Source organism: Nakamurella aerolata (assembly GCF_013002705.1).
In the GTDB taxonomy this organism is placed as follows: Bacteria; Actinomycetota; Actinomycetes; order Mycobacteriales; family Nakamurellaceae; genus Nakamurella; species Nakamurella aerolata.
The window spans coordinates 498706-524009 of sequence record NZ_JABEND010000001.1; the positions used below are offsets into that span (position 1 = coordinate 498706).

Sequence of the window (25304 nt, forward strand, 5' to 3'; positions counted from 1 at the left end):
CGCGTCGTTCGGCAGCTACGGGCGGCTGGGACCTGGGGTTTCAGCTCCGCGGGGTGGACGGCGGGTCGGGGGTGGTATCACCGGCAGCCGGGGTATCCGGGGCCGAACCGTCGGCGGCAGGCCCGGTGGCGGCGCCCGCGGTCGGGTGTTCGGGGTCGCGGTGCTGGGTGTCGGGGCGATCGGGGTCGGGACTGCCGGCGTCGGCTGCGCCGGCGTCCTTGCGATCGGCGTCGGCACCGCCAGCGTCAGCACCGGCGTCAGGGTGATCGGCGTCGGGACCACCGGCGCCCGGCTCGGCAGCGGCGGCCGGCCCGGCAACCACCGCGGGGTCCTCCCTTCCTACGTTCCGGCGCCAGATCAGGAAGATCACGGCCAACACGAAGATCACGATCGACACCACGATGTTCACCCGCAGCCCGAACACCTGGGTCCGGGCCGGGTCGATCCGCATCGCTTCGATCCAGGCCCGGCCGGCGGTGTAGCCCGCGACGTAGAGGGCGAACACCCTGGCGCCGCCCATCCGGAACCGCCGGTCCGCCCACACGATCAGCGCGGCGACCGCGAGGTTCCACAGCAGCTCGTACAGGAAGGTGGGCTGGTAGGTGCCGCACAACACGGTCGGGTCCGCCTTGACCCAGGTGGTCGGGAACTCGGGGGCGTCGTTGGGGCCGCCGAACTGCGCGCACCAGTTCGCCGGGGCCGGCGCGCCGTCCGGGGTGCGGGCGAACACCTCGAGCGCCCACGGGACGGTGGTGGGGCCGCCGAACAGCTCCTGGTTGAAGTAGTTGCCCAACCGGCCGATCGCCTGGGCCACCACGATGCCGGGCGCCACCGCGTCGGCCACCGGAGCCATCGGGATCTTGTAGTACCGGCAGCCGATCCAGATGCCGACGGCACCCAGCATGATCGCGCCCCAGATACCGAGGCCGCCGTCCCAGATGGCGAACGCCTTCCACGGGTTGCGGCCGGGCCCGAAGTACAGCTCGCGATCGGTGAGCACGTGGTAGATGCGCCCACCGACCAGCCCGAACGGCACCGCGAACACCGCGAGGTCGGCGATCCGGCCCGGCGCGCCGCCGCGGGCGACGTACCGGCGGCCGCCCCAGACCACCGCGACCACGATGCCGAGGATGATGAACGCCGCGTAGGCGCGCAGCGGAATCGGCCCGATGTCCCACACCCCGCGCGGCGGGGACGGGATGTAGTTGAGCATCGGCGTCACGCGGGGGTCTCCTGATCGTCGGAAGCCGCACCGGCGATGCCGTCGGCAAGTTCGGTCGCCAACTCGGCGATGGCGGCTTCGGCGGCCGCCCGGTCTTCGAGCCCGGCCCTGGCGACGAATGCCGAGCCGACGATCACCGCGTCGGCGAAGGCTGCGATCTCGGCGGCCTGCGCTCCGTTCCGGACGCCGAGGCCGACCCCGATCGGCAGCGTGGTGACCTGCCGGCACCTGGCCACCAGCTCGGGTGCGACGCTGGAGACCGAGTCACGGGCGCCGGTCACGCCCATCACCGCCGCGGCGTACAGGAACCCGCGGCCGGCCCCCGCGGTCAGCGCGATGCGTTCCGCCGGGCTGGACGGGGCTACCAGAAAGATCGGATCGATGTCCGCCGATTCCGTTGCCGCCAGCCAGGTTTCGGCCTCGTCAACGATCAGATCGGGGGTGATCACACCGCTGCCGCCGGCGGCGGCGAGATCGCGGGCGAACGCGTCCTGCCCGTAGGCGATGATGGGGTTGAAGTAGCTCATCACCACCGCCCGGCCACCGGCGGACGTCACCGCCTCGACGGTGCGCAGCACCTCAGGCAGGCGGGTTCCGCCACGCAGCGCCTGGTGCTGCGCCCGCGCCACCACGGGGCCGTCCAGCACCGGGTCGGAGAACGAGGCCCCGACCTCAACCAGGTCGCAACCGGACTCGATCATGGTGCGCAGCAGCCGTTGTGACCGCGGCAGGTCCGGGTACCCGGCAGGTAGGTAGCCGACCAGACCGGCGCGGCCGGCGGCACGCAACTCGCTGAACATGCCGCCGAGGCGACCGGCGGTGCCAGGAACCGGAACGCCGGCGGTACCGGCGGACGCGCTGCTGGTCGTGGGGGCAGAGGCGTTGCCGCTCATCGGTTCTCGCCGTTCCCGGCCGCCGCCGCTGTTGGTGCCGACGTTTCCGGTGGGCGCTCTGGGCTCTCCGGACGCTCCGGCTTGGCCGGCTGGTCCGGCTCGGCCGGATCATCCAAGTGGAACCACTTCATGGCGGTTTCGGTGTCCTTGTCGCCGCGGCCGGACAGGTTGATCAGCACGATCCCGTCCGGCCCGAGTTCTTTGGCCAGCGGCAGCGCCGCCGCCACCGCGTGCGCCGACTCGATGGCGGGAATGATCCCCTCAGTGCGGGCCAGCAGCGCCAGCGCGTCCATCGCCTCGGCGTCGGTGATCGGCACGTACTCGGCGCGGCCGATGTCGGCAAGGTGCGAATGCTCGGGCCCGACGCCCGGGTAGTCGAGGCCGGCGGAGATCGAGTGCGACTCCAGCACCTGACCGTCCTTGTCCTGCAACAGGAATGAGCGGGCGCCGTGCAGCACCCCGACGCTGCCGCCGGTGATGGTTGCGGCATGCCGTCCGGTGTCGACCCCGTCGCCGGCGGCTTCGGCGCCGACCAGGCGCACCGCCGGATCGTCGATGAAGGCGTGGAAGGCGCCGATGGCGTTGGAGCCGCCGCCGACGCAGGCGACAACGGCGTCGGGCAGCCGGCCGGTGAGCGCAGGCACCTGCACCCTGGCCTCGGCGCCGATGATCCGCTGCAGGTCGCGCACCAGCAGCGGGAACGGGTGCGGCCCTGCGGCGGTCCCGAAGATGTATGCGGTGTTCTCGACGTTGGCGACCCAGTCGCGGAAGGCCTCGTTGATGGCGTCCTTGAGGGTGGCCGACCCGGTGTCGACCGGGACGACGGTGGCACCGAGCAGCCGCATCCTCGCCACGTTCAGCGCCTGCCGGTCGGTGTCCACCCGGCCCATGTAGATGGTGCAGTCCAGCCCGAGCAGCGCCGCCGCGGTGGCGGTGGCGACCCCGTGCTGGCCGGCGCCGGTCTCGGCGATCACCCTCGGCTTGCCCATCTTCTTGGTGAGCAGCGCCTGGCCCAGCACGTTATTGATCTTGTGGCTGCCGGTGTGGTTCAGGTCTTCCCGCTTCAGCAGGATGCGGGCGCCGCCGACGTGCTCGGTCAGCCTGGCAGCGTCGCTGATCGGCGAGGGCCGTCCGGCGTAGGTCTCGGCGAGCCGGTCCAGCTCGCGCAGGAACTCGGGGTCGGTGCGGGCCTTGGCGTAGGCGTCGGAGATCTCGTCGAGCGCGGCCACCAGGGCCTCCGGCAACCAGCGGCCCCCCATCTGGCCGTAGTAGCCACGGCGATCGGGATCGTGCGGAGTACCGGTGAGCGCATCGGACGGCCGGGGCAGCCCGTCCGGGCGCGGTCTGCCGCCGGCGGCGGCTGGAGCTGACATGGGTTTCAGTCTGCCTTAGCGGAAAACGGTGCTGACGGGGTGCGGCGCCGGGCGCCGACGGTACGAGAGCACGGCATCGGTGTGCTGCTGACGCCGGGTCAGTGGGCCGGGCGCGGGCAGGCCGGGTGCGACCCCGCGGTGACCAGATCAGCGACCGCAAGGCCGGGGTCGCCGGCCGTCACCAGGCCCTCGCCGACCAGCACCGCGTCGGCACCGGCGCCGGCGTAGGCCAACAGATCGGCTGGACCACGGACGCCGGATTCGGCGATGGTGACCACGTCGCTGGGCAGCCCTGGTGCGATCCGCGCGAACACGTCACGGTCGACGTCCAGGGTGGTCAGGTCGCGGGCGTTGATGCCGATCACCTTGGCTCCGGCCTGCAGCGCGCGGTCCGCCTCGGCTTCGGTGTGCACCTCGACCAGCGCCGTCATGCCCAGCGATTCGACCCGCTCCAACAGACCGTGCAGCACCGGCTGCTCCAGCGCCGCCACGATCAGCAGCACGATGTCCGCGCCGTGCGCTCTGGCCTCGTGCACCTGGTAGGGAGTGACCACAAAGTCCTTGCGCAGCACCGGGATCTGCACCGTGGCGCGGACCGCATCAAGATCGGCGAGGCTGCCGCCGAAGCGGCGTTGTTCGGTGAGCACCGAGATGGCCCGCGCTCCACCGTCGGCGTAGATGCCGGCCAGCTCGGCCGGGTCGGCGATGTCGGCAAGCGCGCCGCGGCTCGGGCTGGCCCGCTTGACCTCGGCGATGACGCCAACCCCCGGCGCCCGCAGGATGTCGAACACCGGCAGCGCCGGGGCGGCGTCCCTGGCCTTGGCCTTGATGTCGGCGAGCGGCAGCGCGGCCTCCCGGGCGGCGAGGTCTTCCCGCACGCCGGAGATGATCGACTCGAGTACGTTCACCGACTCGTCTACCCGCCCATCTGCCTTGTCGCTGTAGTTCGATTATCGTAGCCGCCCGCGCTGCCCTGGTTGACCGCGCTGCTGCCCGCCCTGACCGGCCGGTTTGTCGCTGCGGTCGGCACCGGATGGCCGCTCGCTACGCGGTCGGGTCCTCCCCGGCGTCGAGGCGTTTCCACAGATCCGCGTCCTGCACCGGGCCGGATCCGGCGGCGCCCGGTTCCGGTTGGTGCCGGCTGAACCGGCTGCCCATCCCCCGCCCGGCGAACAGCCCGGCCAGCACCGCGGCGCCGGCCAGCAGCACCAGCGCGGCACCCGTCAGCGACAGCGCCGGGCCGATCAGGTTGCGGCTGCCGGACAGCACTTGTTGGGCCTGGGGTTGGGCGTCTCGCAGGGCGCTGACCGGCCGGTCGCTGATCCCGCTGACGGCGGCCCACCCGCTCAGCACCCCGACCAGCATCAGCAGTGCGCCGAGCAGCCGGCGGGCCACACCCCGGCTGGCGGCCACCGCCGCGAGGCCGGCGACCGCTGCCAGCGCCAGCGGCAGCAGCGCCGGTGCCGATTGCCGCCCGGTCAGCGAGGTCAGCTGGGCGGCGGTGACGGCGCCCTGCCACTGCAGCGTCCACCAGGTGGGGAGGGCGCCACCGGCGACCAACGCCGCTCCCAGCACCACCCCGGCCACCACCACGACGGTTCCGCGGCTGCGGCTGCCGGCGCGAGCCGTCACCGTTGCACCGCGGTCGATGCACCGGGCTCGTCCGCCTGCACCGCGCGACCGGGCTCGTCCGCCTGCACCGCGCGCATGCCGTTGGCCGCAGCCACCGCCCGCAGCACCGCCGCTGCCTTGTTCCTGGACTCGGCGTCCTCGTCGGCCGGTACCGAATCGGCGACGATGCCGCCGCCGGCCTGCACATAGACCGTGTCGCCGACAGCCACCCCGGTGCGGATCGCGATGGCGACGTCGGCGTCGCCGGCGAAATCCAGATAGCCGACCACCCCGCCGTAGACGCCGCGCCGGGTCGGTTCCAGCTCGTCGATGAGCTGCATCGCCCGCGGTTTCGGGGCGCCGGACAGGGTGCCGGCCGGGAAACAGCTGAGCAGAGCGTCCAGCGCTGTGCGATTCTCGGCGAGCTCGCCGACCACCGTCGAGACGATGTGCATCACGTGGCTGTATCGCTCGATCGAGAAGAAGTCGGTGACCCGCACCGTGCCGGGGCGGCTGACCCTGCCGAGATCGTTGCGGCCGAGGTCCACCAGCATCACGTGCTCGCTGCGTTCCTTCTCGTCGGCGAGCAGGTCCTTGCCGAGCTGCGCATCTTCCTCGTCGTCGGCGCCGCGCGGCCGGGTGCCGGCGATCGGGTGCATGGTGACGGTGCCGTCGCGGACGGTGACCAACGCCTCGGGGGAGGAACCGACAACGCTGATCGGTTCGCCGGACGGGGTCGGCAGCGTCAGCAGGTACATGTAGGGGCTCGGGTTGGTGACCCGCAGCACCCGGTAGATGTCCAGCGGGTCGGCCTGGTTGGGCGCGTCGAACCGTTGCGACACAACGATTTGGAAGGCGTCGCCGGCGCGGATGTGCTCCTTGGCGCGTTCCACCGCTGCGTAGTGGTCGGCCTGCGCCACCCGCCGGGTGTACCGCGGTTCCGTCGGGCTGAACACCGCGGCCGGCAGCGTGGCCGGGCTGGCCAGCGCCCGCTGCATGGCATCCAACCGTGCCAGGGCGTCGGCGTAGGCCTGATCTTCCCGCTGCGGGCTGGCATCCCAGTTGACGGCGTTGGCGATCAGCGTGACGGTGCCGGAGTGATGGTCAAGGGCCGCAACATCTTTGGCGAGTACTTGCACCAGCTCGGGGACGGGCACCTCGGTGACGGCGTGCTCGCCAATGCGTTCCAGCCTTCGCACGATGTCGTACCCGAGGTAGCCGACCATGCCGGAGGTGAACGGCGGCAGACCGGGCAACGCCGCGGTGTGCAGGGCGCGCAGCGTCTGCGCCAGCACCTGCAGCGGATTGCCGTCGGTGGGCAGCCCGGCCGGCGGCTGCCCGATCCAGGTGGCGTTGCCGTCCTGCTCGCTCAGCGCAACACAATCCGGCCCTGCCGTCCCGACAAAGCTCCACCGCGACCATGAGCGGCCGTGCTCGGCCGATTCCAGCAGAAAAGTTCCCGGCCGGCCGTCGGCCAAGGTGCGGTACAGCCCGATCGGGGTGAGCGCGTCGGCCAACAGCCGTCTGGTCACCGGGATCACCCGGTTGCCGGCCGCGGCCAGCTCCGCGAACTCAGCCCTGGACGGGTACGTCTCGCCCAGGCCGGCGACAGGGGTGGTGCTGGCGGTCATGGTGCTTCATTGTGCCGGGCCGGAGACGGGCTGCTCCGCGCCGGCCCCGGCGATCCGGCGGCCGGGGTCGAAACAGCTGCGAGTGCCGGTGTGGCAGGCCGGGCCGGTCTGGTCGACCAGGGCAAGCAGCGCGTCGCCGTCGCAGTCGTGCCGGAGCTCCACCAGCCGCTGGGTGTTGCCGGAGGTGGCACCCTTGCGCCAGTACTCGGCGCGGGACCGCGACCAGTAGGTGACCTCGCCGGATGCCAGGGTGCGGCGTACCGCCTCGGCGTCCATCCAGGCGACCATCAGCACCTCGCCGGTGTCGTACTGCTGGGCGACCACCGCCACCAGGCCATCTGTGTTGTAGCGCAACGATTCCGGGGTGAGCGCACGCTCCGGCTCAGCCATCGGTGGCCTCGGCGTTTCGGACGACGACACCGTTGGCGGCGAGTTCGTCCTTCACCTCGGCGATGGACAGCTCGCCGAAGTGGAACACCGAGGCGGCCAGCACGGCGTCGGCTCCGGCCTGCACCGCCGCGGTGAAGTCCGCCGCGCGGCCGGCACCGCCGGAGGCGACCACCGGGACGTGCACGCGCTCGCGCACCGCCCGCAGCAGCGGGAGATCGAAACCGTGCTTGGTGCCGTCGGCGTCCATCGAGGTGAGCAGGATCTCTCCGGCGCCGGCCTCGGCGCCCTGCTGCGCCCACGCGACCGCGTCAATACCGGTGCCCTGCCGGCCGCCGTGCGTGGTGACCTCGAACCTGGACGCGACGCCAGGGTCGTCGGTCCGCCTGGCATCGACGGCGAGCACCACACACTGCGCGCCGAACCGCTGCGCGGCCTCCGCCACGAACTCCGGCCGGGCCACCGCGGCCGAGTTGATCGCGACCTTGTCGGCACCGGCCCGCAGCAACGCGTTGATGTCGTCGACGGTGCGGACCCCGCCGCCAACGGTGAGCGGGATGAACACCTGCTCGGCGGTCCTGGTGATCATCTGGTAGGCGCTTGACCGGTTGTCGCTGGTGGCGGTGATGTCCAGGAAGCACATCTCGTCCGCGCCCTGGGCCTCGTAGGCGCGGGCCAGCTCCACCGGGTCGCCGGCATCGCGCAGGTCGACGAAGTTGACGCCCTTCACCACCCTGCCGTCGGCGACGTCGAGACAGGGAATGATCCGAGTGGCAACACTCACGCCGGATCCCGCTCAACCACGCTCATGGCTCCAGGGTACGAGCGCACGACCCGGCGCAACGGCCCCGGCGCACCGGCTACCGGTGGCCTCACAGCTCGGCCAGCGTGTCGGTCAGCTCGTCCAGCCGGACCGCGCCGAGCGAGAGCGCGTCGCGGTGCCAGCGTTTCAGGTCGAAGTCCTCACCGCGTTCGGCATGTGCCCGGCGCGCGGCCGCCCGGCCGGCCAGCCAGGCCCGCTCACCGAGCTTGTAGCTGATGGCCTGCCCCGGCCAGCCCAGGTACCTGATGATTTCGGAGTCGATGTATTCCTCCGGCTCACCGGAGTGCGCCCGGAAGAACTCGACGGCCAGCTCCGGCGTCCAGGTCTGGCCCGGAGCGATCGGTGAGTCATCGGGGATCGGCAACTGCAGGTGCATGCCGATGTCGACGATCACCCGCATCGCCCGGAACAGCTGGCCGTCCAGATAGCCGATCCTGGCCTCGGTGTCGAGGAAACCCAGCTCGTCCGCCAGCCGCTCGGCGTACAGCGCCCACCCTTCGGTGATGCCGCTGGACGATCCGATGGTGGTCTGGAACACCGACAGCTCCGGCGCCTGGTAGGTCCATTGCGCCAGCTGCAGGTGGTGCCCCGGCACGCCCTCGTGGTACCAGGTGGAGATCAGGTTGTAGAGCGGAAACCTGGTGCGCCCCAACGTCGGCAGCCAGGTGCGGCCGGGCCTGCTGAAGTCCAGCGACGGCCGCGAGTAGTACGGGGCGGCGGCACTGCCGGGCGGCGCGATGCGCGCCTCGACGGTCTTGATCGGCTCCGCGATGTCGAAGTGGGTGCCGTCCAGCTTCGCGATCGCGGTGTCCATCATCTGCTGCAGCCACTGCTGCACCTGTTCGACGCCCTCCACCGCGGCGCCGGCGGTGTCCAGGTGCCGCATGGCGGCGACCGGGTCGGCGCCCGGCAGGATCTGCTCGGCCAGCTCGCGCATCTGCGCCCAGATCCGCTGGTACTCCTGCCAACCCCAGGCATACGCCTCCGCCGGGTCGACCGATCCGCCGACCGCGGTGGCCGCGCAGACCCGATACCGCTGCTCCCCCACCGCATCCGGGGTGCCGGCCGCGGCGGGCAGGTATTCGTCGGCCAGGTAGCTGCGCAGCTCAGCCACAGCGCCGGCGGCCGCGTCGGCCGCCGCCGCCAGCTGGGCGGTCACGGTGGCATCAAGATCTGCCGGGGCGCCGTCGACAAAGGTGTGGAACCACGAGCGGTCACCGGCCAGCCAGTCGTCCAGCTGTCCGATCATGGTGCTGACCTGGCGAGGTGCAGCGAACAACTGACGCCGCCGGCCCTCGTCGAGCGCCTGCCGGTAGCTGCGCAGACTTTCCGGGGTGCCGGCCATCCGCCGGGCGATGGTCGCCCAGTCTTCGGCGGTGCCGGTCGGCATCATCAGCAGCAGGGTGCGGATCCGGTCGGCCGGTCCGAAGATGTTGCGTACCAAGCGGAGATGCTCGCCGGCCTCGGACATCGCCAGGTCTGCGGTGAGCCGGCCGCGGAGCAGGTCGGCGCAGCGCCGCTCGGTCGGCGCCAGCTCACCGGCACCCGACTCGGTCCGGTCGAGCGCCGCCAGCACTTGCCGGCTCAGCTCGTCCTTGTCGGTCTGCGCCCGCGGCGAGAAGTCCGGAACCCTGTCGTCGTGCGGGCGCAGGCCGAGGCTGGACGAGACCATGGTGTCGTGGTCGGCCAGCGCGTAGACGTAGCCGTCGGCCAGTTCGCGCGGTGTTGTCGCACTCTCGACGGTGGGCCTGGCCGCCGACTCGGCGGCGCTCATCCGGCCACCGCCCGCAGCGCCTGCGGCAAGGTGAAAGCCCCTGCGTACAAAGCCTTTCCCACAATGGCTCCTTCTACTCCACGGTCGGACAGCGCGGCCAGGGCGCGCAGGTCGTCCAGTGACGACACCCCGCCGGAGGCCACCACCGGCGCATCGGTGGCCGCGCACACCCGCTCCAAGAGGTCTAGGTTCGGCCCGCGCAGGGTGCCGTCCTTGGTCACGTCGGTCACCACGTAACGGCGGCACCCCTGCGCATTGAGCCGGTCGAGAACCTCCCACAGGTCACCGCCGTCGCGGGTCCAGCCGCGGGCGGCGAGGGTGTCGCCGCGCACGTCAAGACCGATCGCGACCTGCTCGCCGAACCTGGCAATGGCACCGGCCGACCATTGCGGGTCCTCCAGCGCCGCGGTGCCGATGTTGACCCGTTCACAGCCGGTGTCCAGCGCCGCCCGAAGCGAGGCATCGTCCCGGATGCCGCCCGACAGCTCGACTTTCACCCCGGCGTCGGTCATCGCCGCCACCACGTCAGCGAGGATCGCGGTGTTGTTGCCGCGCCCGAAAGCGGCGTCCAGATCAACCAGATGGATCCACTCGGCGCCGTCCCGCTGCCAGGCCTGCGCCGCCTGCAGCGGCGGCCCGTAGTCGGTTTCGGTGCCGGCCTTGCCCTGCACCAGCCGGACGGCCTTGCCGTCGGCGACGTCCACCGCCGGGAGTAGTTCGAAACTCACCCGGTCAACCCTACGGGCCGCGCTGCGCGGCGATTCAGCCGGTGATCTGCAGCGGGGTGCCCCCGGCCGTCAGCTCCCAATCCTTGCTGGCGAACGCGGGCGGGTCGATCTGCTTGTTCTCGGTGACCCAGTCGATGAGCAGCTGACGGATTTCGATCTGCCGGTTGTACACCACCTCGGCGGTGGTGACACCGGGGAACCCGCCGCCGCCGGACTGCCGATAGTTGTTGATGGCAATGACGAATCGCGCGTCGTCGGCGACCGGTGTGCCGTCGTAGGCGAGATCGGTGATGCGTCCGCCGACCGGCACGGAGATGTCGATCCGGTAGCTGAGCGGGGCGTCGAGCCCGCCCATGATGTCGTAGTTGTAGTCGGGGGTGCCGTTCGGCGCCGTCGGGGTGACGGCGTTGGTCACGGCGTCTGCCGGGTAGCTTCCCGGCCCAGGCACCTGCTTGAAGTACTCGGCCGACTTCTCCAGGTAGGCCTTGATCTGCGCGCCGGTGAAGATGATGCCGACCAGGGTGTTGTCGTAGATGTACAACCCGGCGACGTCGCGGACGGTCACCTCACCGGCAGGGATCGCGGCGGCCTTGTTGAACGGTGCCGCGATCGACAACACCGGCAGGCCTTCGCCAGCGGTGCCGGCCAAGCCGGCCTTCACCTCCTGGGCCTGCACCAGGTTGATGAAGTCCATGGCCGCGGTGTCCTGGTACCGCGAGGTGGCGGCACTCATCGCCTCGGTGCAGGTGCCGATGACGCCGTTGACGTACTCCAGCACCTTGCCGTGCTGGTTGCGGATCAGCGCGGCGATGGTGCGGTCCTCCGGCACCGTGTTGGCGTTCAGCAGCGTCGCCGACGACGCCGCCACCTTCCAGCCGGTGTCGGTGCGGGCCAGGTCGAGGTCCATCACGGTGACCCGCATACCCCAGTAGTACGGCTCGGACAGCAGCACCTGGCGGCCGGTGCTCTTGTTGGTGACGAACCGCTGCGGCACCTCGAGGTGGGCGTGCCCCACCAGGATGGCGTCGATGTCCGGCACCTCCTCGGCCAGCTGGGTCGCGGCATTCTCGGGGTACGGCAACGCATCTCCGTACGACGACCCCGGATTGGGGCCGGTATGTGCCGACACCACGACGATGTCGGCACCGGCCGCCTTGACCTGCGGCACCACGATCTTGGCCTGCTCGACGACGCCGTTGAACTTGACCTTGCCCTCGACGTTGGCCTTGTCCCAGATGGCGACGCCCGGGGTCACCAGCCCGACGATGCCGACGGTGACCGGGCGGCCGCCGGGAACCGGGATGCGTTTGAGCACATACGGTTTGAAGACCGGCTGGCCGGTGTTCCAGTCGAGCGCGTTGGCACCGAGCAGCGGGTGCCGCAGCTGCTTTTCGAACGTGCGGAGCAGGTCGAGGCCGTAGTTGAACTCGTGGTTGCCCAGCGCCGCCGCGTCGTACTGCAGGGCGTTCATGGCGGCGGCCATCGGGTGCCGCACCGGCCCGCCGATCGGATCGATCTTGGCGTAGTAGTAGGCCAGCGGGGTGCCTTGGATGGTGTCACCGGCATCGAGCGTCAGGCAGTTGCGGGCGCCGCGCTCGGCGCGGACGGCGCGAATCAGGGTTGCGGCCTTGGCGATGCCGATGTCGTTGTGCTTGGCGTCGTCGTACTCCGCGTTCTTGAAGTAATCCCAGTTGTAGACGTTGCCGTGCAGGTCGCTGGTGCCGAGCACGGTGATCCTGGTGGTGTCGGACGGTCCGCGGCCGGCACCCTTGCCGTTGGCTGCCTGCGCTGTGCCGGTGCCGGCGAACAGGCCAGCCCCGCCGACCATCGCGAGGGTGAGCATGCGCCGACGGGACAGGGCGCCGGCGGCCTGCGGCTGCTCACCGCCGGCTGCGGTGCTGGACGCGTCGACGCTGGAGAGGTCGACACCGGAGTATTCGGGGCGATCGGCCCGGGAGAAGGTCATGACTGCCGTGTCTATGGCAGCCGGGGCATCCGGCGCAAGTGCCAGCAGGTAACCGATTGCCGAACAATGAGCCGCGGGCGGCGAGCCGGACAAGCCGGGCGGATCACAGCTGGGCATCACGCCTCGGCGCGGCACCAGAATGCGACCTGCCGCTTGCCGAGCCGGGTGACGACGAGCGTCCCGGCAACGGTGGTGTTTCCGGACAGGGCGCCGCGGAGCTTGCGGCGCAGCACGTCGGGCACCACCGGGGTGCCGCGCTGCAGAATCTCAAGGGTGCCGACACCGTCCCGGCGGATCCAGTCTGACACCGTCCGCTCGGCGTACGGCGCGGCGTCGAGCACCCGGAACCCTCTGGTGCCCTGCGGTTTTGCCGGACCGTACAGATAGGCAATGTGCTCGTCCACCTGGTTCAGCCGATGCCCGGCCGCGTACTGGCGGACCAGCTGCGCGCGGATCACGGCCGGGTCGGGCTCGACGATCCACTGGCCGATCAGGCTGCCCACCCGGTCGGCCGGAAGGCCGGCCGGTTCGATCTGTGGGTCGGCGTCGGTGAGTTCCCACGCGGTCGGCTCGCTCGCGGCGCCGGCCGGGCCACGGCTGCGCAGCACGGTGGCCCGGCGCCGGACGCCGGACGCCGCGAGTTCGGCCGGCCACAGCACAGCCTCCCGCACGGTGCCGTCCAGCGAGACCAGCTCGACCTCGCCCGGCCGGGCCAGCGCCTGGTAGTCGATGCCTGGCGGCGCCCGCAGTACCGGCGGCCGGGCGGCGTAGACCTCGTCCAGCGCCGGGATGGCCGGAATGGTGTCGGTACCGGTGATGCGCCGGCCGGTGCCGTCCCGCCGTGCCGGATCGGCATAGCCGAGCAGTCCCCTGCTCGCCGGACGCAGGGCGTCGGCGCGCACCAGCAGTAGTTCCGGGTGGTTGTGTGCTGCCATCGCCAGCCGCACCGGGTCGAGGTCGGAGCCAAGCACCAGCGGGCTGCCTGCGGCGGCCAGCGCCGCGGTGTCGGTGCCGATCGAACAGGTCAGGTCGTGTACCGCCGACCCGGCCAGCCTGGTGGCCCGGTGCCGCGCCACCTGCGGCGGCGTGCTCTGTTGCAGGGCCTCGGCGGTGAACAACCAGCGCGCTGCGGCCGGCCCGAACTTGGTGGCGGCGGCGCGCCGCAGCCTGACCGTCTCGACCGCGGCGGCGGCGCGCTCCCCCGCCACTCGCCTTGCGGTTGTCAGATCGGCCAGCAGCGAGGCGTCCGTCAGCGGCAGGTCGGCGACGGCGGCCAGCGTGTCGGCGCCGGCCGCACTGCTCAGGTACCGGACGTCGTCCAGCGAGAAGCGGTAGGCCACAACGGATTCCGGTTCACTCGCGATTCCGGTGGGAGCTCAGTCGGTGGCGTGCGCGAAGTAGCGGCCGTCCCGCTGCTCCAGGTGCAGCGGCATGGCGAAGGTGTCGGACAATGCCGCCTCGGTGAGGGTCTGCTCGATCGGGCCGGCCGCAACGATGCGTCCCTCGCGCAGCAACAGCACGTGCGAGAAGGCCGTCGGGATCTCTTCGACGTGGTGGGTGACCAGCACGGTGGCCGGCGCCGCCGGGTGTTCGGCGAGCACCGACAACCGCCGCAGCAGGTCTTCCCGACCGCCGAGGTCAAGCCCGGCCGCCGGCTCGTCCAGCAACAGCAGCTCGGGGTCGGTCATCAGGGCGCGGGCGGCGAGCACCCGCTTGCGCTCACCCTCCGACAAGGTTCCGTACCGGCGGTCGGCCAGCTGCGCCACCCCCATGGCATCGAGCAGCTCGTCGGCGCGGCCGAAGTCCAGCTCGTCGTACTGCTCCCGCCAGCGGCCGAGCACCCCGTAGCCGGCCGACACCACCACGTTGCGGGCGGTTTCCTGCGGCGGCACCCGGGCCGCCAGCGCCGCCGACGACAACCCGATCAGCGGCCGGATCTCGGCCAGCGCCACCGCGCCCAGCCGCGAGCCGAGCACATGCGCCCGCCCGGACGTCGGGTGCAGCTGTGCCGCGGCGATCTGCAGCAGCGTGGTCTTGCCCGCCCCGTTCGGGCCGAGGATCACCCAACGCTCGTCGGCGTCGACGTTCCACCGGATCGCATCCAGCAGAACCGCAGGCCCCCGGCGAACCGTGACGTCGAACAGGTGCACGACGGAATCCGGGCCGGGGGCAATCGACAGGTTCGGAGCGCTCATCCCGCCATTGTGTCGCACCCCCGATCCGCGGGTGGGGCGGACCGCCCGGTTGCCGGTGTGGGGTGCGGCGCCCGGCGTGGCGGGTCGGTGACAATCGGCGGATGCTCCGCTCCTCCGCAACAGAACCGGCACCGGAACCGGCCAACGATCCAGCCGACGATCCAGCCAGCCGCGCCGGCCGCACCGGTGTCGACGGCGGTGCGGACGGGCCTGCCGGTGCACTACCTGCGGTCTCGGCCTTTCCCGGCCGGCCGTATCCGCTGGGGGCCACCGTGCAGGACGGCGGCACCAATTTCGCGGTGGTCGCCGACTCCACCGGCCGGGCCGGGGCCGCGGACGCCGCGGGTTCCGGCGTGCAGCTGTGCCTGATCGACGCGGACGGCACCGAACGCCGCTGGGCGATGACCGACAACACCCGCGGCATCTGGCATGCCTTCGTCCCCGGCGTCGGACCGGGCCAGCGCTACGGCTACCGGGTGGCCGCGCACGACCCGGCCAAGCTGCTGCTGGATCCGTACGCCCGCCGGGTGGACAGCACCGAGTACGACCTGCTCGCCGCCTCCCAGCCGGGAGCCGATACCGGCGGCAAGGCCCCGCTGGGGATCGTCACCGCCCCGGTTACCGAACTGACCATGCGGCCTGATCGCCCGCCGCGCCCGGAAATCCCTTGGGAACACACGGTTGTCTACGAGGCGCACGTCAAGGGCATGACGGCGACGCACCCGGGAATACCGGCGCAGCTGCGCGGCACCTTCGCCGGGTTGGCACATCCGGCGACCATCGACTACCTGCGTGAGCTGGGCGTCACCGCGGTGGAACTGTTGCCCGTCCAGGCCGCTGCCAGCGAGCCTGGGCTGGTGGCCACCGGCCGCCGGAACTACTGGGGCTACTCCACTCTCGCTTTCTTCGCACCGGACCCGCGGTTCGCCAGCCGTCCAGGCGCCGAACTCGCCGAGTTCGTTGCGATGGTCGATGCGCTGCATGCCGCCGGGATCGAAGTGCTGCTGGACGTGGTCTACAACCACACCGCCGAAGGTGGGCCGGAGGTACCGATCACCCTGTCGGAGCGCGGTTTCGCCCCCGGCGAGTACTACCTTCCGCCCGGTACGGATCTAACCGGGTGCGGCAACACCCTGAACGCCGGCACCTTGACGACGGTGCGGTTGGTGACCGATTCACTGCGCTACTGGGCCGATGTGGGCGTCGACGGTTTTCGCTTCGACCTGGCTTCGGTGCTGGGGCGCCCTGGCGGCGGTGGCTTCGAGGCCGGTTCGGCGCTGCTCACCGCGATCGCCGCCGACCCGGTGTTGGCCGGGCGCAAGCTGATCGCCGAACCGTGGGACGCCACCGCCGAGGGGTACGCGGTCGGCCGGTTCGGTCAGGACTGGGCCGAGTGGAACGACAAGTTCCGCGACGACGTCCGCGATTTCTGGCGAGGCCAGGGCAGCATCGCCGCGCTGGCCCGCCGGCTGACCGGTTCCCAAGACCTGTTCGGTGACGGCCGCCGACCGTTCGCGTCGGTCAACTTTGTCACCGCCCACGACGGCTTCACGTTGCGAGACCTGGTGTCGTACAACAACAAACACAACGACGCCAACGGCGAGAACAACCGCGACGGCACCGACAACAATCGCAGCGACAACAACGGCGTCGAGGGCGACACCGACGACCCGGCGGTGCTCCAGCGCCGGCTGCAGCAGGCGCGCAACCTGATGGCAACCCTGCTGCTGGCCACCGGCACCCCGATGGTCACCATGGGCGACGAGCGCTGGCGCACCCAGCGGGGCAACAACAACCCGTACTGCCTCGACACCGACGTCAGCTGGATGGACTGGGCCGGCAGCGCCGAACAACACCAGCTGCAGGCGTTCTTCACCCGCACGCTCGGGTTGCGCAAGAACGCAGCGGCGTTGCACCAGGGACGGTTCTTCTCCGGCGCGCCTGGCGGCCCGTCGCTGCCGGATCCGATGTTGCCCGACCTGATGTGGTTCGGTCCCGACGGACGGCCGATGGCCGAGTCCGACTGGCTCGACCCGCAGCGGCGCACCCTTGGCATGTGGGTCAACGGAGCGACGATCGCCGGGCACGGCCCGCACGGCGAGCCGCTGTCGGACGATTCCTGGCTGCTGATTATCAACGGCGCCGAGCAGCCGACGTCCGTCACGCTGCCCGACAGTGCCTACGGCGCAAGCTATCTGCCGGTACTGGACACCACCGCGGACGACGGCGCACCCGGCGATCCGCAACCGCTGCCCGCCGGGCAGCAGCTCACGGTCGCCGGCCGCACCGTGCTGCTGCTTAGGGTCGCCGCCGCTGCGACGGCGTGATTTAGCGCCGGCGCCGGCGCTGCTGCGAGCCGGCGCCGCAGCAGGTCAGCGCGGTTGCGCGTCGGCGCTCGCGGTGGTGACCAGACCCATCTCGGCCACCGATGCCAGGTGCGGATTGGCCGGCACCACCCGCACCGTGTAGCCGATCGGACCGGAACGCTCCAACGGCACATCTGCCTGGAACCGGTGCCCGTCGCCGTTGCCGACGTAGGTCATGTCGACCAGCGCGGTGTCGGACAGCTCCTCGTTGCCGTCGACGGTGCCGGTCACCACCTGCACCAGCACATCCTTTTCGGTGAGACCGGCCAGATCGAGGTAGGCGCGCACCGTCATCACGTTGCCGAGCGACGGATCCTGACCGACGCCCGAGGTGTCGACGTGCATCACCCGCACCTGCGGCCAGGCCGCCCTGACCGCGTGCTGCCAGGCCGCGAACTCCTTGGTACCGGCCAGATCTGGACCGAACGCGTGCACCGCCCGCGCCGCCGGGCCGTAGTAGCCCTGCACGTAGTCGCGCACCATTCGAGTGGCCTGCACCCGCGGCCCCAGGTACGACAGCGTGTGCCGGATCATGTCGAGCCAACCGTCCGGCCGGCCGTCCTGGCGGTCGTAGAACAGCGGTACCACCCTGGACTCCACCAGGTCGTAGAGCGCGGCGGCCTCCAGGTCGTCGCGGCGGTTCTCGTCGGCGACGCCCGAGGTGGGAATGGTCCACCCGTCGCGGCCGTCGTACAGCTCGTCCCACCACCCGTCCGAGATGGACAGGTTCAGCACACCGTTCAGCGCGGCCTTCATCCCCGAGGTGCCGGAGGCCTCCTGCGGCCGGATCGGGTTGTTCAACCAGACGTCGGCGCCGGCACACAGCACCGAGGCCATGCCCATGTCGTAGTCGGGCAGGAACAAGATGCGGTGTCTGATCTCCGGATCGTCGGCGAACCGCACCATCTCCTGCATGAACCGCTTGCCGCCGTCGTCGGCCGGGTGCGCCTTTCCGGCGATCACCATCTGCACCGGCCGCTCGGGGTCGAGCAGGATCCGCTTCAACCGCTCAGGGTCACGCAGCATCAGCGTCAACCGCTTGTAGGTGGACACCCTGCGGGCGAAACCGATGGTGAGGATCTCGGGATCGAGCACCGTGTCCGTCCAGCCCAGCTCCACCTCGGTGGCGCCGCGTTGCAGCCACGACTTCTTCACCACCCTGCGGGCCATCTGCACCAACCGCGACCGCAGCGTGTTCCGCAGCGTCCAGATGCGCTCGTTGTCGACCCGGTCGGCGTACGGCCACTCGTCGGCCGAGGCCAGGTCTTGCCAGCCGGACATGTCGCCGGCCACCTGGTACATCTCCCTGGCGGCCCAGGTCGGCAGGTGCACGCCGTTGGTCACCGAACCGATCGGCACCTCTGCGGTGTCGAAGCCCGGGTACAGGTCGGCGAACATCTCCCGGCTCACCGCGCCGTGCAACTTGGCGACCCCGTTGGCCCGCTGCGCGGTGCGAAAACCCATGTGCGCCATGTTGAATCGGTCAGGGTCGTCCTCGGCACCGAGCGCCAGCATGTCGGCAACCGGCAGCCCGGGCAGCAGCCGCGAGTTGCCCTGCTCGTCCGGGTCGAAGTAGTGCCGCACCAGGTCGGTCGGGAATCGGTCGATGCCGGCCGGCACCGGGGTGTGGGTGGTGAACACCGTTCCGGCGCGGACCGCGGCCAGCGCCTCGCCCCAGCTCAGGCCGCGCTCGGCGTGCAGCTCCCGCATCCTGGTCAGCCCGAGGAAACCGGCGTGGCCCTCGTTCATGTGGAAGACCTCGGCCGGCGCCCGGCCGTTCAGCTCGTTGAAGGCCTGCACGGCGCGCACGCCGCCGATGCCCAGCAGCAGCTCCTGCTTGATCCGGTGGTTCTGGTCGCCGCCGTAGAGCTTGTCCGTGGTATGCCGCAGCTCGTCGTCGTTGGCCTCGATATCGGTGTCCAGCAACAACAACGGCACCCGGCCGACATCGGCGCGCCAGATCCTGGCCGTCATCTCCCGACCACCGGGCATCGGCACCGACACGGTCAGCTCGCTGCCGTCGGCGGCACGCACCAGCTCGAGCGGCAAACCCTGCGGGTCGTGCGCCGGGTAGTGCTCGGTCTGCCAGCCGTCAGCCGACAACGACTGCCAGAAGTAACCGAAGCGGTACAGCAGGCCGACGCCGACCAGCGGCAGGCCGAGGTCGGAGGCCGACTTCAGGTGGTCGCCGGCCAGGATGCCGAGGCCGCCCGAGTAGTTGGGCAGCACCTCGGTGATGCCGAACTCCATCGAGAAGTAGGCGATCCCGGCGGGCAGCTCGCCGGCGCCCTGCGCGCCGGCCAGCTGAGTCTGCTGCTGGTACCAGCGCGGCGCCGTCAGGTAGGCCTGCAGATCCGCGTCCAGCGCGTGCATCCGCTCAAGAAAGGCCGGGTCGGCGGCAAGCTGTTCGAGCCGGTCCTTGCTCACCGCACCCAGCAACTTGACCGGGTCGCCCTCGAGGCGTTGCCACAGCTCGGGGTCGATGTCGGTGAACAAATCCTGGCTCGGGCTGTGCCACGACCAGCGCAGGTTGCGGATCAACCCGCCGAGCGGGGCCAGCTGGTCCGGCAACTGCGGACGCACGATGAATCGACGAAGTGCTTTCACGCAGCGACACGCTACCGGCGTTCAGTATCGATTCAGCACGCCTTCGCCGCATCGACGGGTGAATTGTCACCTGAGCGGGCGAGTTCGCTCTCTTGGATGACGAGGGTTCACCCCCGCGCCACCGTCAGGTGCCCGGCCGCCGTTATAGGTTGGCGGCGTGGCCGGACGCATCGGATTGACCGACATCACCCCGACCGTCGCCGGTGGGCGCTATCCCGCCAAGGCCGTGGTCGGGCGACCTATCGACGTGGGCGCGACCGTCTTCCGAGAAGGACACGACGCCGTCGCCGCCAACGTGGTGTTCCAGCCGGCTCCGGTGGCCGGTCGGCCGCGGGCGCGCGCCCAGCGCAGCAGCCTCAACATCATGACTCCGGGCGTCCCCGGCACCGATCATTTCTCCGCGACGGTGACACCGGACGCGCCCGGCATGTGGAACCTCGTCATCGAGGCCTGGAGCGACCCGCTGGAAACCTGGCGGCATGCGGTCGAGGTGAAGATCGCCGCCGGCCAGAACGCCGACGAGCTGGCCAACGACCTCGAGGTCGGGGCCCGGCTGCTGGAAAAGATCGCGCGCCGGCCGCGCAACCCGCTGGCACCGACCTTGAAGACCGCCATCGCGGCGTTGCGGAACACCGGCTACTCCGTCGCCGACCGGGTGGCGCCGGCGCTGGAACCCTCCACCTGGCAAGCCCTGCGCGCCGACCCGATCCGCGAACTGGTCACCAGGTCGGCGCCGCAGCAGATATGGGTGGACCGCCCGCTGGCCGAGTTCGCGTCCTGGTACGAGTTTTTCCCCCGCTCGGTCGGGGCCATCGTCGACGACGCCGGCCGCCCGGTGCGGCACGGCACCTTCGCCGACGCCGTCACCGCGCTGCCCCGCATCGCCGCGATGGATTTCGACGTGGTGTACCTGCCGCCGATCCACCCGATCGGCGAGGTGAACCGCAAGGGCCGCAACAACTCTGTCGACTGTGAACCCGGCGATGTCGGGTCACCGTGGGCGATCGGGTCGGCGGCGGGCGGGCACGACGCCATTCACCCGGAACTCGGGACGATCGACGACTTCGACGCGTTCGTCACCGCCGCGCGGGAGCAGGGCCTCGAGGTGGCGCTCGACCTGGCGCTGCAGTGCGCACCCGACCACCCATGGGTGCGGGAGCACCCCGAGTGGTTCACCACCCGACCCGACGGCAGCATCGCCTACGCAGAGAACCCGCCGAAGAAGTACCAGGACATCTACCCGCTGAACTTCGACAACGACCCTGCCGGTCTGTACGCCGAGGTGCTGCGGGTGGTGCAGTACTGGATCTCCCACGGGGTCACGATCTTCCGTGTCGACAACCCGCACACCAAGCCGATCAACTTCTGGGAATGGCTGATCGCCAAGGTGCACACCGAGAATCCCGAGGTGATCTTCCTCGCCGAGGCTTTCACCAAGCCGGCGATGATGCACGAGCTCGGCCGGGTCGGATTCACCCAGAGCTACACCTACTTCACCTGGCGCACCGGCAAGGACGAGATCGCCGACTACGGTGTCGAGCTGGTGGAGGCGGCCGACTACATGCGGCCGAACTTCTTCGTCAACACGCCGGACATCTTGCACGCCTCGCTGCAGTACGGCGGGCCGGCGATGTTCGCCATCAGGGCCGTGCTGGCCTCGACGCTGTCGCCGCTGTGGGGGGTGTACTCCGGGTACGAGCTGTTCGAGCACGTCGCGGTGCGGCCGGGCAGCGAGGAGTACCTGGACTCGGAGAAGTATCAGCTCCGCCCGCGCGATTTCGATCACCCGGCCGGGGGGACGTTGGAGCCCTTCATCGGCCAGCTGAACCGGATCCGCCGTGAGCACCCTGCGCTGCAGCAGATGAAAGGCCTGTGGTTCCACGAGATCTCGTCGCCCAACCTGCTGTGTTACTCGCGGCGGGATCAGCAGACCGGCGACACCATTCTGGTGGTGGTCTCGCTGGTGAGCGAGGGCACGCAGTGGGGCGAGACCAACCTCTTCCTGCCGGCGCTCGGCTACGACTGGGGTGAGACGTTCATCGTTCACGACCTGGTCGGCGGCGGGCTGTACGTCTGGGGGGAACGCAACACGGTGATCCTCGACCCGAGCAAGCAGGCCGCGCACATCTTCGCCGTGCGCCGTCCGTGACTCCGGCGCACCGCGCAGCGCCCTTTCCGGCCGGAGCCGCCGCCACCGCCAGGGCCGGAACCCTGCCGGGGTTTTCCCCAATGATCCGATCTACCAACTGATTCGCACACCCGAACAGAGAGGTGAGCATGCCCAACCAGATCGCCATCGCCGAGCCGACCTCAGGCGATTTCCCGCATGCCCGGCCGATAACGGCCGAGCCGGAGTGGTACAAGCGCGCGGTCTTCTACGAGGTGCTGGTGCGCGCCTTCTACGACTCCAGCGGTGACGGCACCGGCGATCTTCGCGGTCTGATCGAGAAGCTCGACTATCTGCAGTGGCTCGGCGTCGATTGCCTGTGGCTGCCGCCGTTCTACGACTCACCGCTGCGCGACGGCGGTTACGACATCTCCGACTACCGCAAGGTGCTCCCCGAGTTCGGCAGCGTCGAGGATTTCGTCGCGCTGATCGACGCGGCGCACGAGCGCGGTATCAGGGTGATCACCGACCTGGTGATGAACCACACCTCGGACCAGCACGCCTGGTTCCAGGCGTCACGGGCCGACCCGGAGGGGCCGTACGGCGACTTCTACGTCTGGGCGGACGACGACACCGGGTACCCCGACGCGCGCATCATCTTCGTCGACACCGAGCCGTCCAACTGGACCTTCGACCCGGTGCGCAAACAGTACTTCTGGCACCGGTTCTTCTCGCACCAGCCCGACCTGAACTACGAGAACCCCGCGGTGCGGGACGCCATGATCGATGTGATGCGGTTCTGGCTCGACCTCGGCATCGACGGATTCCGGCTGGACGCGGTCCCGTACCTGTACGTCCGCGAGGGCACCAACGGCGAGAACCTGCCGCAGACGCACGAGTTCCTCAAGCGCTGCCGTGCGGTGATCGACGAGGAGTACCCGGACGCCGTGCTGCTGGCCGAGGCCAACCAGTGGCCGGCCGATGTTGTCGAGTACTTCGGCGACCCAGCTGTCGGCGGGGACGAATGTCACATGTGCTTCCACTTCCCTTTGATGCCACGCATTTTCATGGCGGCGCGACGGGAGAACAGATTCCCGATCTCGGAAATTCTGGCCCAGACACCGGCGATTCCCGAGACCGGCCAATGGGGCATCTTCCTGCGGAACCACGACGAGCTCACCCTCGAAATGGTCTCGGACGAAGACCGCGACTACATGTGGAACGAATACGCCAAGGACCCGCGGATGAAGGCCAACATCGGCATCCGCCGGCGGCTGGCACCGCTGCTGGACGGCGACCGCGGGCGGATCCAGCTGTTCACCGCGCTGCTGCTGTCGCTGCCGGGCTCACCGTGCCTGTACTACGGCGACGAGATCGGGATGGGCGACAACATCTGGTTGGGCGACCGCGACGGGGTGCGCACCCCGATGCAGTGGTCCCCCGACCGCAACGCCGGCTTCTCCCGGTCCGACCCGGCCCGGCTGTACCTGCCGGCCATCATGGACCCGAATTACGGGTACCAGACCGTCAATGTCGAAGCGCAGATGAACACCACTTCGTCGCTTTTGCACTGGACGCGCCGAATGATCGAGATCCGCAAGACTTTCGCCGCATTCTCGGTCGGCGAGTTCCATGATCTTGGCGGGTCGAATCCCTCGGTATTGTCGTACGTGCTGCACTACCCAGGCAGCGAGGACGGCACCGAGGCCGAGCACACCGTGTTGTGCGTCAACAACCTGTCCCGTTTCCCGCAACCGGTCGAGCTGGACCTGCGGCGCTGGGAGGGCAGTGTGCCGGTCGAGTTGACCGGTGGCCAGCTGTTCCCCGCCGTTGGCGAGCTGCCGTACCTGCTCACGCTGGCCGGCCACGGGTTCTACTGGTTCGAGATGCAGCAACCCGATACGCCTACGGAGGTGGGCCAGTGACCGACCCCGAACAGCAGACACCCGAACAGCCATCAGCCCAGCAGCACCCGTCCGACGGTGGCGCCGCCGCCCGACCGGCGGCCGACGGCGACGCCGAGATCGCCGGCATGTTGGCCTCTTGGCTCCCGCAGCAGCGCTGGTTCGCCGGCCGCACCGAACTCGCCGGTGTCGACATCGTCAGCCGGCACCGGCTGGCAGCCGAGCCGGCCGCCGCCGACAGTGCGGCGCCCGACGCCGACCGCGCCGAGTTCGAACACCTCATCGTCGAGGTGCCGGCGGCCGACGGGGTCCGCCGCTACCAGCTGTGGATCGGCCGAAGGCCGGTGCTGCCCGAGCGGCTGACGCACGCCGAGATCGGCGCGGCGGCATCGCCAGGCGGTTCGGCAGTTGTGCTGTACGACGCCCTGCACGACCCCGAGCTGTCGGCCCTGCTGCTGCGGGCGATCGCCGAGAACCGCACACTCGGCGACGTCACCGCGGTGCATCGCGAAGGCGTGATGCTCGATCCGAGTGCGCATGGCTTTGTGGTGACCGGAGAGCAGTCCAACACTTCGATCATCTATGGGGACAGCGGCATCCTCAAGGTGTTCCGCAGGCTGGAGCCGGGGCCCAACCCCGACGCCGAGGTGCATGCCGCTCTGGCCGAGCGGGGTTCGGCGCACAGCGCCGACCTTTTCGGTGAGATGACCGGCCCGGTGGCCGGGGAGCCCACCACACTGGCGGTACTCACCCAGTTCTTCGCCAACAGCGCCGACGGCTGGCAGATGGCCACCGCCAGCGTCCGCGACCTGATGGCCGAGGGCGATCTGCGCGCCGACGAGGTCGGCGGCGACTTCGCGGCCGAGTCCTACCGGCTCGGGCAGGCGGTCGCGTCGGTGCATCACGATCTGGCCGAGGCATTCGGCACCGGCCCGGCGGACGAGGCGCAGTTGCGCACCGATGTCGAGGCGATGGCCGCGCTCGCGGCGAGCACCATCGACGAGGTTCCCGAGTTGGCGCCGTACCGCGACGCCGTGCTGGCGGTGTTCGCTCAGGCCACCGATTTCGCTCGGGCCGGCAACACTGTTCCGCTGCAACGCATTCACGGCGATCTGCACCTCGGCCAGACCCTCCGCACGCTGACCGGCTGGGCGGTGATCGACTTCGAGGGCGAACCGAGCAAGTCGCTGCAGTACCGCAGGGCCCTGCATTCGCCGCTGCGGGACGTCGCCGGGATGTTGCGCTCGCTCGACTACGCCGGCCACCACATGCTGGCGGGCACCGGGCAGCCGGACGCTCAGCACCAATTCCGCGCCGACGAGTGGGCGAGCCGGAACCGCACGGCGTTCTGCGACGGTTACGCCGCCGAGGCGGGTACCGATCCACGTGCCGCCGACGCGCTGCTGCGCGCCTTCGAGCTGGACCGCGCCGTCTACGAGGCCGGGTACGAACACAACTATCGGCCGTCCTGGCTGCCGATCCCGCTGCAAGCCGTCGCCACGCTCACCTCTCTAGGAGGCCACCATGACTGACCGCAACTCAGGAGACGACCGCGGGCGCACCCGGCCCGGGCCCGAGAATCCCACTGCCGGCACAGCGGCGACCGATCCGGCTCAGCAGAACCCCGCTACCGAACGGCCGAGTACCCCGAAACACCGTGCTGCCGGAGACGTCTCACCGGCCGGACCGGGGCCGGCACCGGCGTCGGCGGCGGAGT

The 25304-nt window shown here is 70.4% G+C and carries 18 protein-coding genes; 4 read left to right on the forward strand and 14 right to left on the reverse strand.

The annotated features are described in order from the left end of the window. Window positions 1-40: 40 nt before the first annotated feature. The 13 genes from lgt to HKD39_RS02210 all read right to left on the reverse strand — a co-directional run bounded on the left by lgt (window position 41) and on the right by HKD39_RS02210 (window position 14603). Entirely contained in the window at window positions 41-1213 is a 1173-nt protein-coding gene (gene lgt, locus HKD39_RS02150) for a prolipoprotein diacylglyceryl transferase (RefSeq protein ID WP_171198416.1), read from the reverse strand. Between the two features lie 5 nt (window positions 1214-1218). Beyond that, window positions 1219-2022: a tryptophan synthase subunit alpha gene (gene trpA, locus HKD39_RS02155; RefSeq protein ID WP_212753851.1), complete on the reverse strand. Its 804-nt coding sequence runs from the start codon at window positions 2020-2022 to the stop codon at window positions 1219-1221. 89 nt (window positions 2023-2111) lie between these two features. Continuing rightward, a complete protein-coding gene (gene trpB / locus HKD39_RS02160) occupies window positions 2112-3488 on the reverse strand; it encodes a tryptophan synthase subunit beta (protein WP_171198157.1) in 1377 nt (458 codons plus the stop codon). 98 nt (window positions 3489-3586) lie between these two features. Continuing rightward, entirely contained in the window at window positions 3587-4396 is an 810-nt protein-coding gene (trpC, locus tag HKD39_RS02165; RefSeq protein WP_171198158.1) for an indole-3-glycerol phosphate synthase TrpC, read from the reverse strand. Window positions 4397-4532: 136 nt separating this feature from the next. Beyond that, complete coding sequence (locus HKD39_RS02170; RefSeq protein ID WP_171198159.1) at window positions 4533-5120, reverse strand: Trp biosynthesis-associated membrane protein; 588 nt, start codon at window positions 5118-5120, stop codon at window positions 4533-4535. After that, complete coding sequence (locus tag HKD39_RS02175; RefSeq protein WP_171198160.1) at window positions 5117-6730, reverse strand: anthranilate synthase component I; 1614 nt, start codon at window positions 6728-6730, stop codon at window positions 5117-5119. The genes HKD39_RS02170 and HKD39_RS02175 overlap by 4 nt, the downstream gene beginning before the upstream one ends. A 6-nt stretch (window positions 6731-6736) precedes the next feature. Then, window positions 6737-7120, reverse strand: coding sequence for a phosphoribosyl-AMP cyclohydrolase (gene hisI, locus HKD39_RS02180; protein WP_171198161.1), 384 nt, complete (start codon window positions 7118-7120; stop codon window positions 6737-6739). Beyond that, the gene (gene hisF, locus HKD39_RS02185) at window positions 7113-7901 is read right to left on the reverse strand and encodes an imidazole glycerol phosphate synthase subunit HisF (protein ID WP_171198162.1); all 789 of its coding nucleotides are present in this window, start codon (window positions 7899-7901) and stop codon (window positions 7113-7115) included. Before hisF ends, hisI begins: the two co-directional genes overlap by 8 nt. A gap of 88 nt (window positions 7902-7989) precedes the next feature. Then, window positions 7990-9714 (reverse strand): DUF885 domain-containing protein, encoded by a 1725-nt coding sequence (locus tag HKD39_RS02190; RefSeq protein ID WP_171198163.1) that lies wholly within the window; start codon window positions 9712-9714, stop codon window positions 7990-7992. After that, window positions 9711-10442, reverse strand: a complete 732-nt coding sequence (gene priA / locus HKD39_RS02195; RefSeq protein WP_171198164.1) for a bifunctional 1-(5-phosphoribosyl)-5-((5-phosphoribosylamino)methylideneamino)imidazole-4-carboxamide isomerase/phosphoribosylanthranilate isomerase PriA — start codon at window positions 10440-10442, stop codon at window positions 9711-9713. Before priA ends, HKD39_RS02190 begins: the two co-directional genes overlap by 4 nt. A gap of 34 nt (window positions 10443-10476) precedes the next feature. Beyond that, window positions 10477-12285, reverse strand: coding sequence for a bifunctional metallophosphatase/5'-nucleotidase (locus HKD39_RS02200; RefSeq protein ID WP_171198417.1), 1809 nt, complete (start codon window positions 12283-12285; stop codon window positions 10477-10479). A 239-nt stretch (window positions 12286-12524) separates the two neighbouring features. Continuing rightward, complete coding sequence (locus HKD39_RS02205) at window positions 12525-13748, reverse strand: THUMP-like domain-containing protein (protein ID WP_171198165.1); 1224 nt, start codon at window positions 13746-13748, stop codon at window positions 12525-12527. A gap of 36 nt (window positions 13749-13784) precedes the next feature. Beyond that, window positions 13785-14603 carry an ABC transporter ATP-binding protein gene (locus HKD39_RS02210; protein ID WP_171198166.1) on the reverse strand — a complete coding sequence of 273 codons (819 nt, stop codon included), beginning with the start codon at window positions 14601-14603 and terminating at the stop codon, window positions 13785-13787. 101 nt (window positions 14604-14704) lie between these two features. Between HKD39_RS02210 and glgX the strand changes: the two genes are divergently transcribed. After that, window positions 14705-16930 (forward strand): glycogen debranching protein GlgX, encoded by a 2226-nt coding sequence (gene glgX / locus HKD39_RS02215; RefSeq protein WP_171198167.1) that lies wholly within the window; start codon window positions 14705-14707, stop codon window positions 16928-16930. A gap of 45 nt (window positions 16931-16975) precedes the next feature. On the opposite strand, the gene glgP is transcribed toward glgX, so the two are convergent. Beyond that, the gene (glgP, locus tag HKD39_RS02220; protein ID WP_171198168.1) at window positions 16976-19576 is read right to left on the reverse strand and encodes an alpha-glucan family phosphorylase; all 2601 of its coding nucleotides are present in this window, start codon (window positions 19574-19576) and stop codon (window positions 16976-16978) included. 157 nt (window positions 19577-19733) lie between these two features. Here glgP and HKD39_RS02225 point away from each other — a divergent pair, with 157 nt between their 5' ends. From HKD39_RS02225 to HKD39_RS02235, 3 genes are all read left to right on the forward strand, one after another. After that, on the forward strand, window positions 19734-21725 hold the full coding sequence (locus HKD39_RS02225) for a maltotransferase domain-containing protein (RefSeq protein WP_171198169.1): 1992 nt from the start codon (window positions 19734-19736) through the stop codon (window positions 21723-21725). A 128-nt stretch (window positions 21726-21853) separates the two neighbouring features. Then, window positions 21854-23608, forward strand: coding sequence for a maltose alpha-D-glucosyltransferase (treS, locus tag HKD39_RS02230; protein ID WP_171198170.1), 1755 nt, complete (start codon window positions 21854-21856; stop codon window positions 23606-23608). Beyond that, complete coding sequence (locus HKD39_RS02235; RefSeq protein WP_343074525.1) at window positions 23605-25119, forward strand: maltokinase N-terminal cap-like domain-containing protein; 1515 nt, start codon at window positions 23605-23607, stop codon at window positions 25117-25119. The genes treS and HKD39_RS02235 overlap by 4 nt, the downstream gene beginning before the upstream one ends. Window positions 25120-25304: the final 185 nt, after the last annotated feature.

Bases quoted from the DNA above. Each gene is read 5' to 3' on its own strand.
- hisI (WP_171198161.1), bottom strand. From the start codon at position 7,120: ATGGCTGAGCCGGAGCGTGCGCTCACCCCGGAATCGTTGCGCTACAAC.
- trpB (WP_171198157.1), bottom strand. From the start codon at position 3,488: ATGTCAGCTCCAGCCGCCGCCGGCGGCAGACCGCGCCCGGACGGGCTG.
- HKD39_RS02175 (WP_171198160.1), bottom strand. From the start codon at position 6,730: ATGACCGCCAGCACCACCCCTGTCGCCGGCCTGGGCGAGACGTACCCG.
- HKD39_RS02200 (WP_171198417.1), bottom strand. From the start codon at position 12,285: ATGCTCACCCTCGCGATGGTCGGCGGGGCTGGCCTGTTCGCCGGCACC.
- treS (WP_171198170.1), top strand. From the start codon at position 21,854: ATGCCCAACCAGATCGCCATCGCCGAGCCGACCTCAGGCGATTTCCCG.
- glgX (WP_171198167.1), top strand. From the start codon at position 14,705: ATGCTCCGCTCCTCCGCAACAGAACCGGCACCGGAACCGGCCAACGAT.
- HKD39_RS02210 (WP_171198166.1), bottom strand. From the start codon at position 14,603: ATGAGCGCTCCGAACCTGTCGATTGCCCCCGGCCCGGATTCCGTCGTG.
- trpA (WP_212753851.1), bottom strand. From the start codon at position 2,022: ATGTTCAGCGAGTTGCGTGCCGCCGGCCGCGCCGGTCTGGTCGGCTAC.
- HKD39_RS02190 (WP_171198163.1), bottom strand. From the start codon at position 9,714: ATGAGCGCCGCCGAGTCGGCGGCCAGGCCCACCGTCGAGAGTGCGACA.
- lgt (WP_171198416.1), bottom strand. From the start codon at position 1,213: ATGCTCAACTACATCCCGTCCCCGCCGCGCGGGGTGTGGGACATCGGG.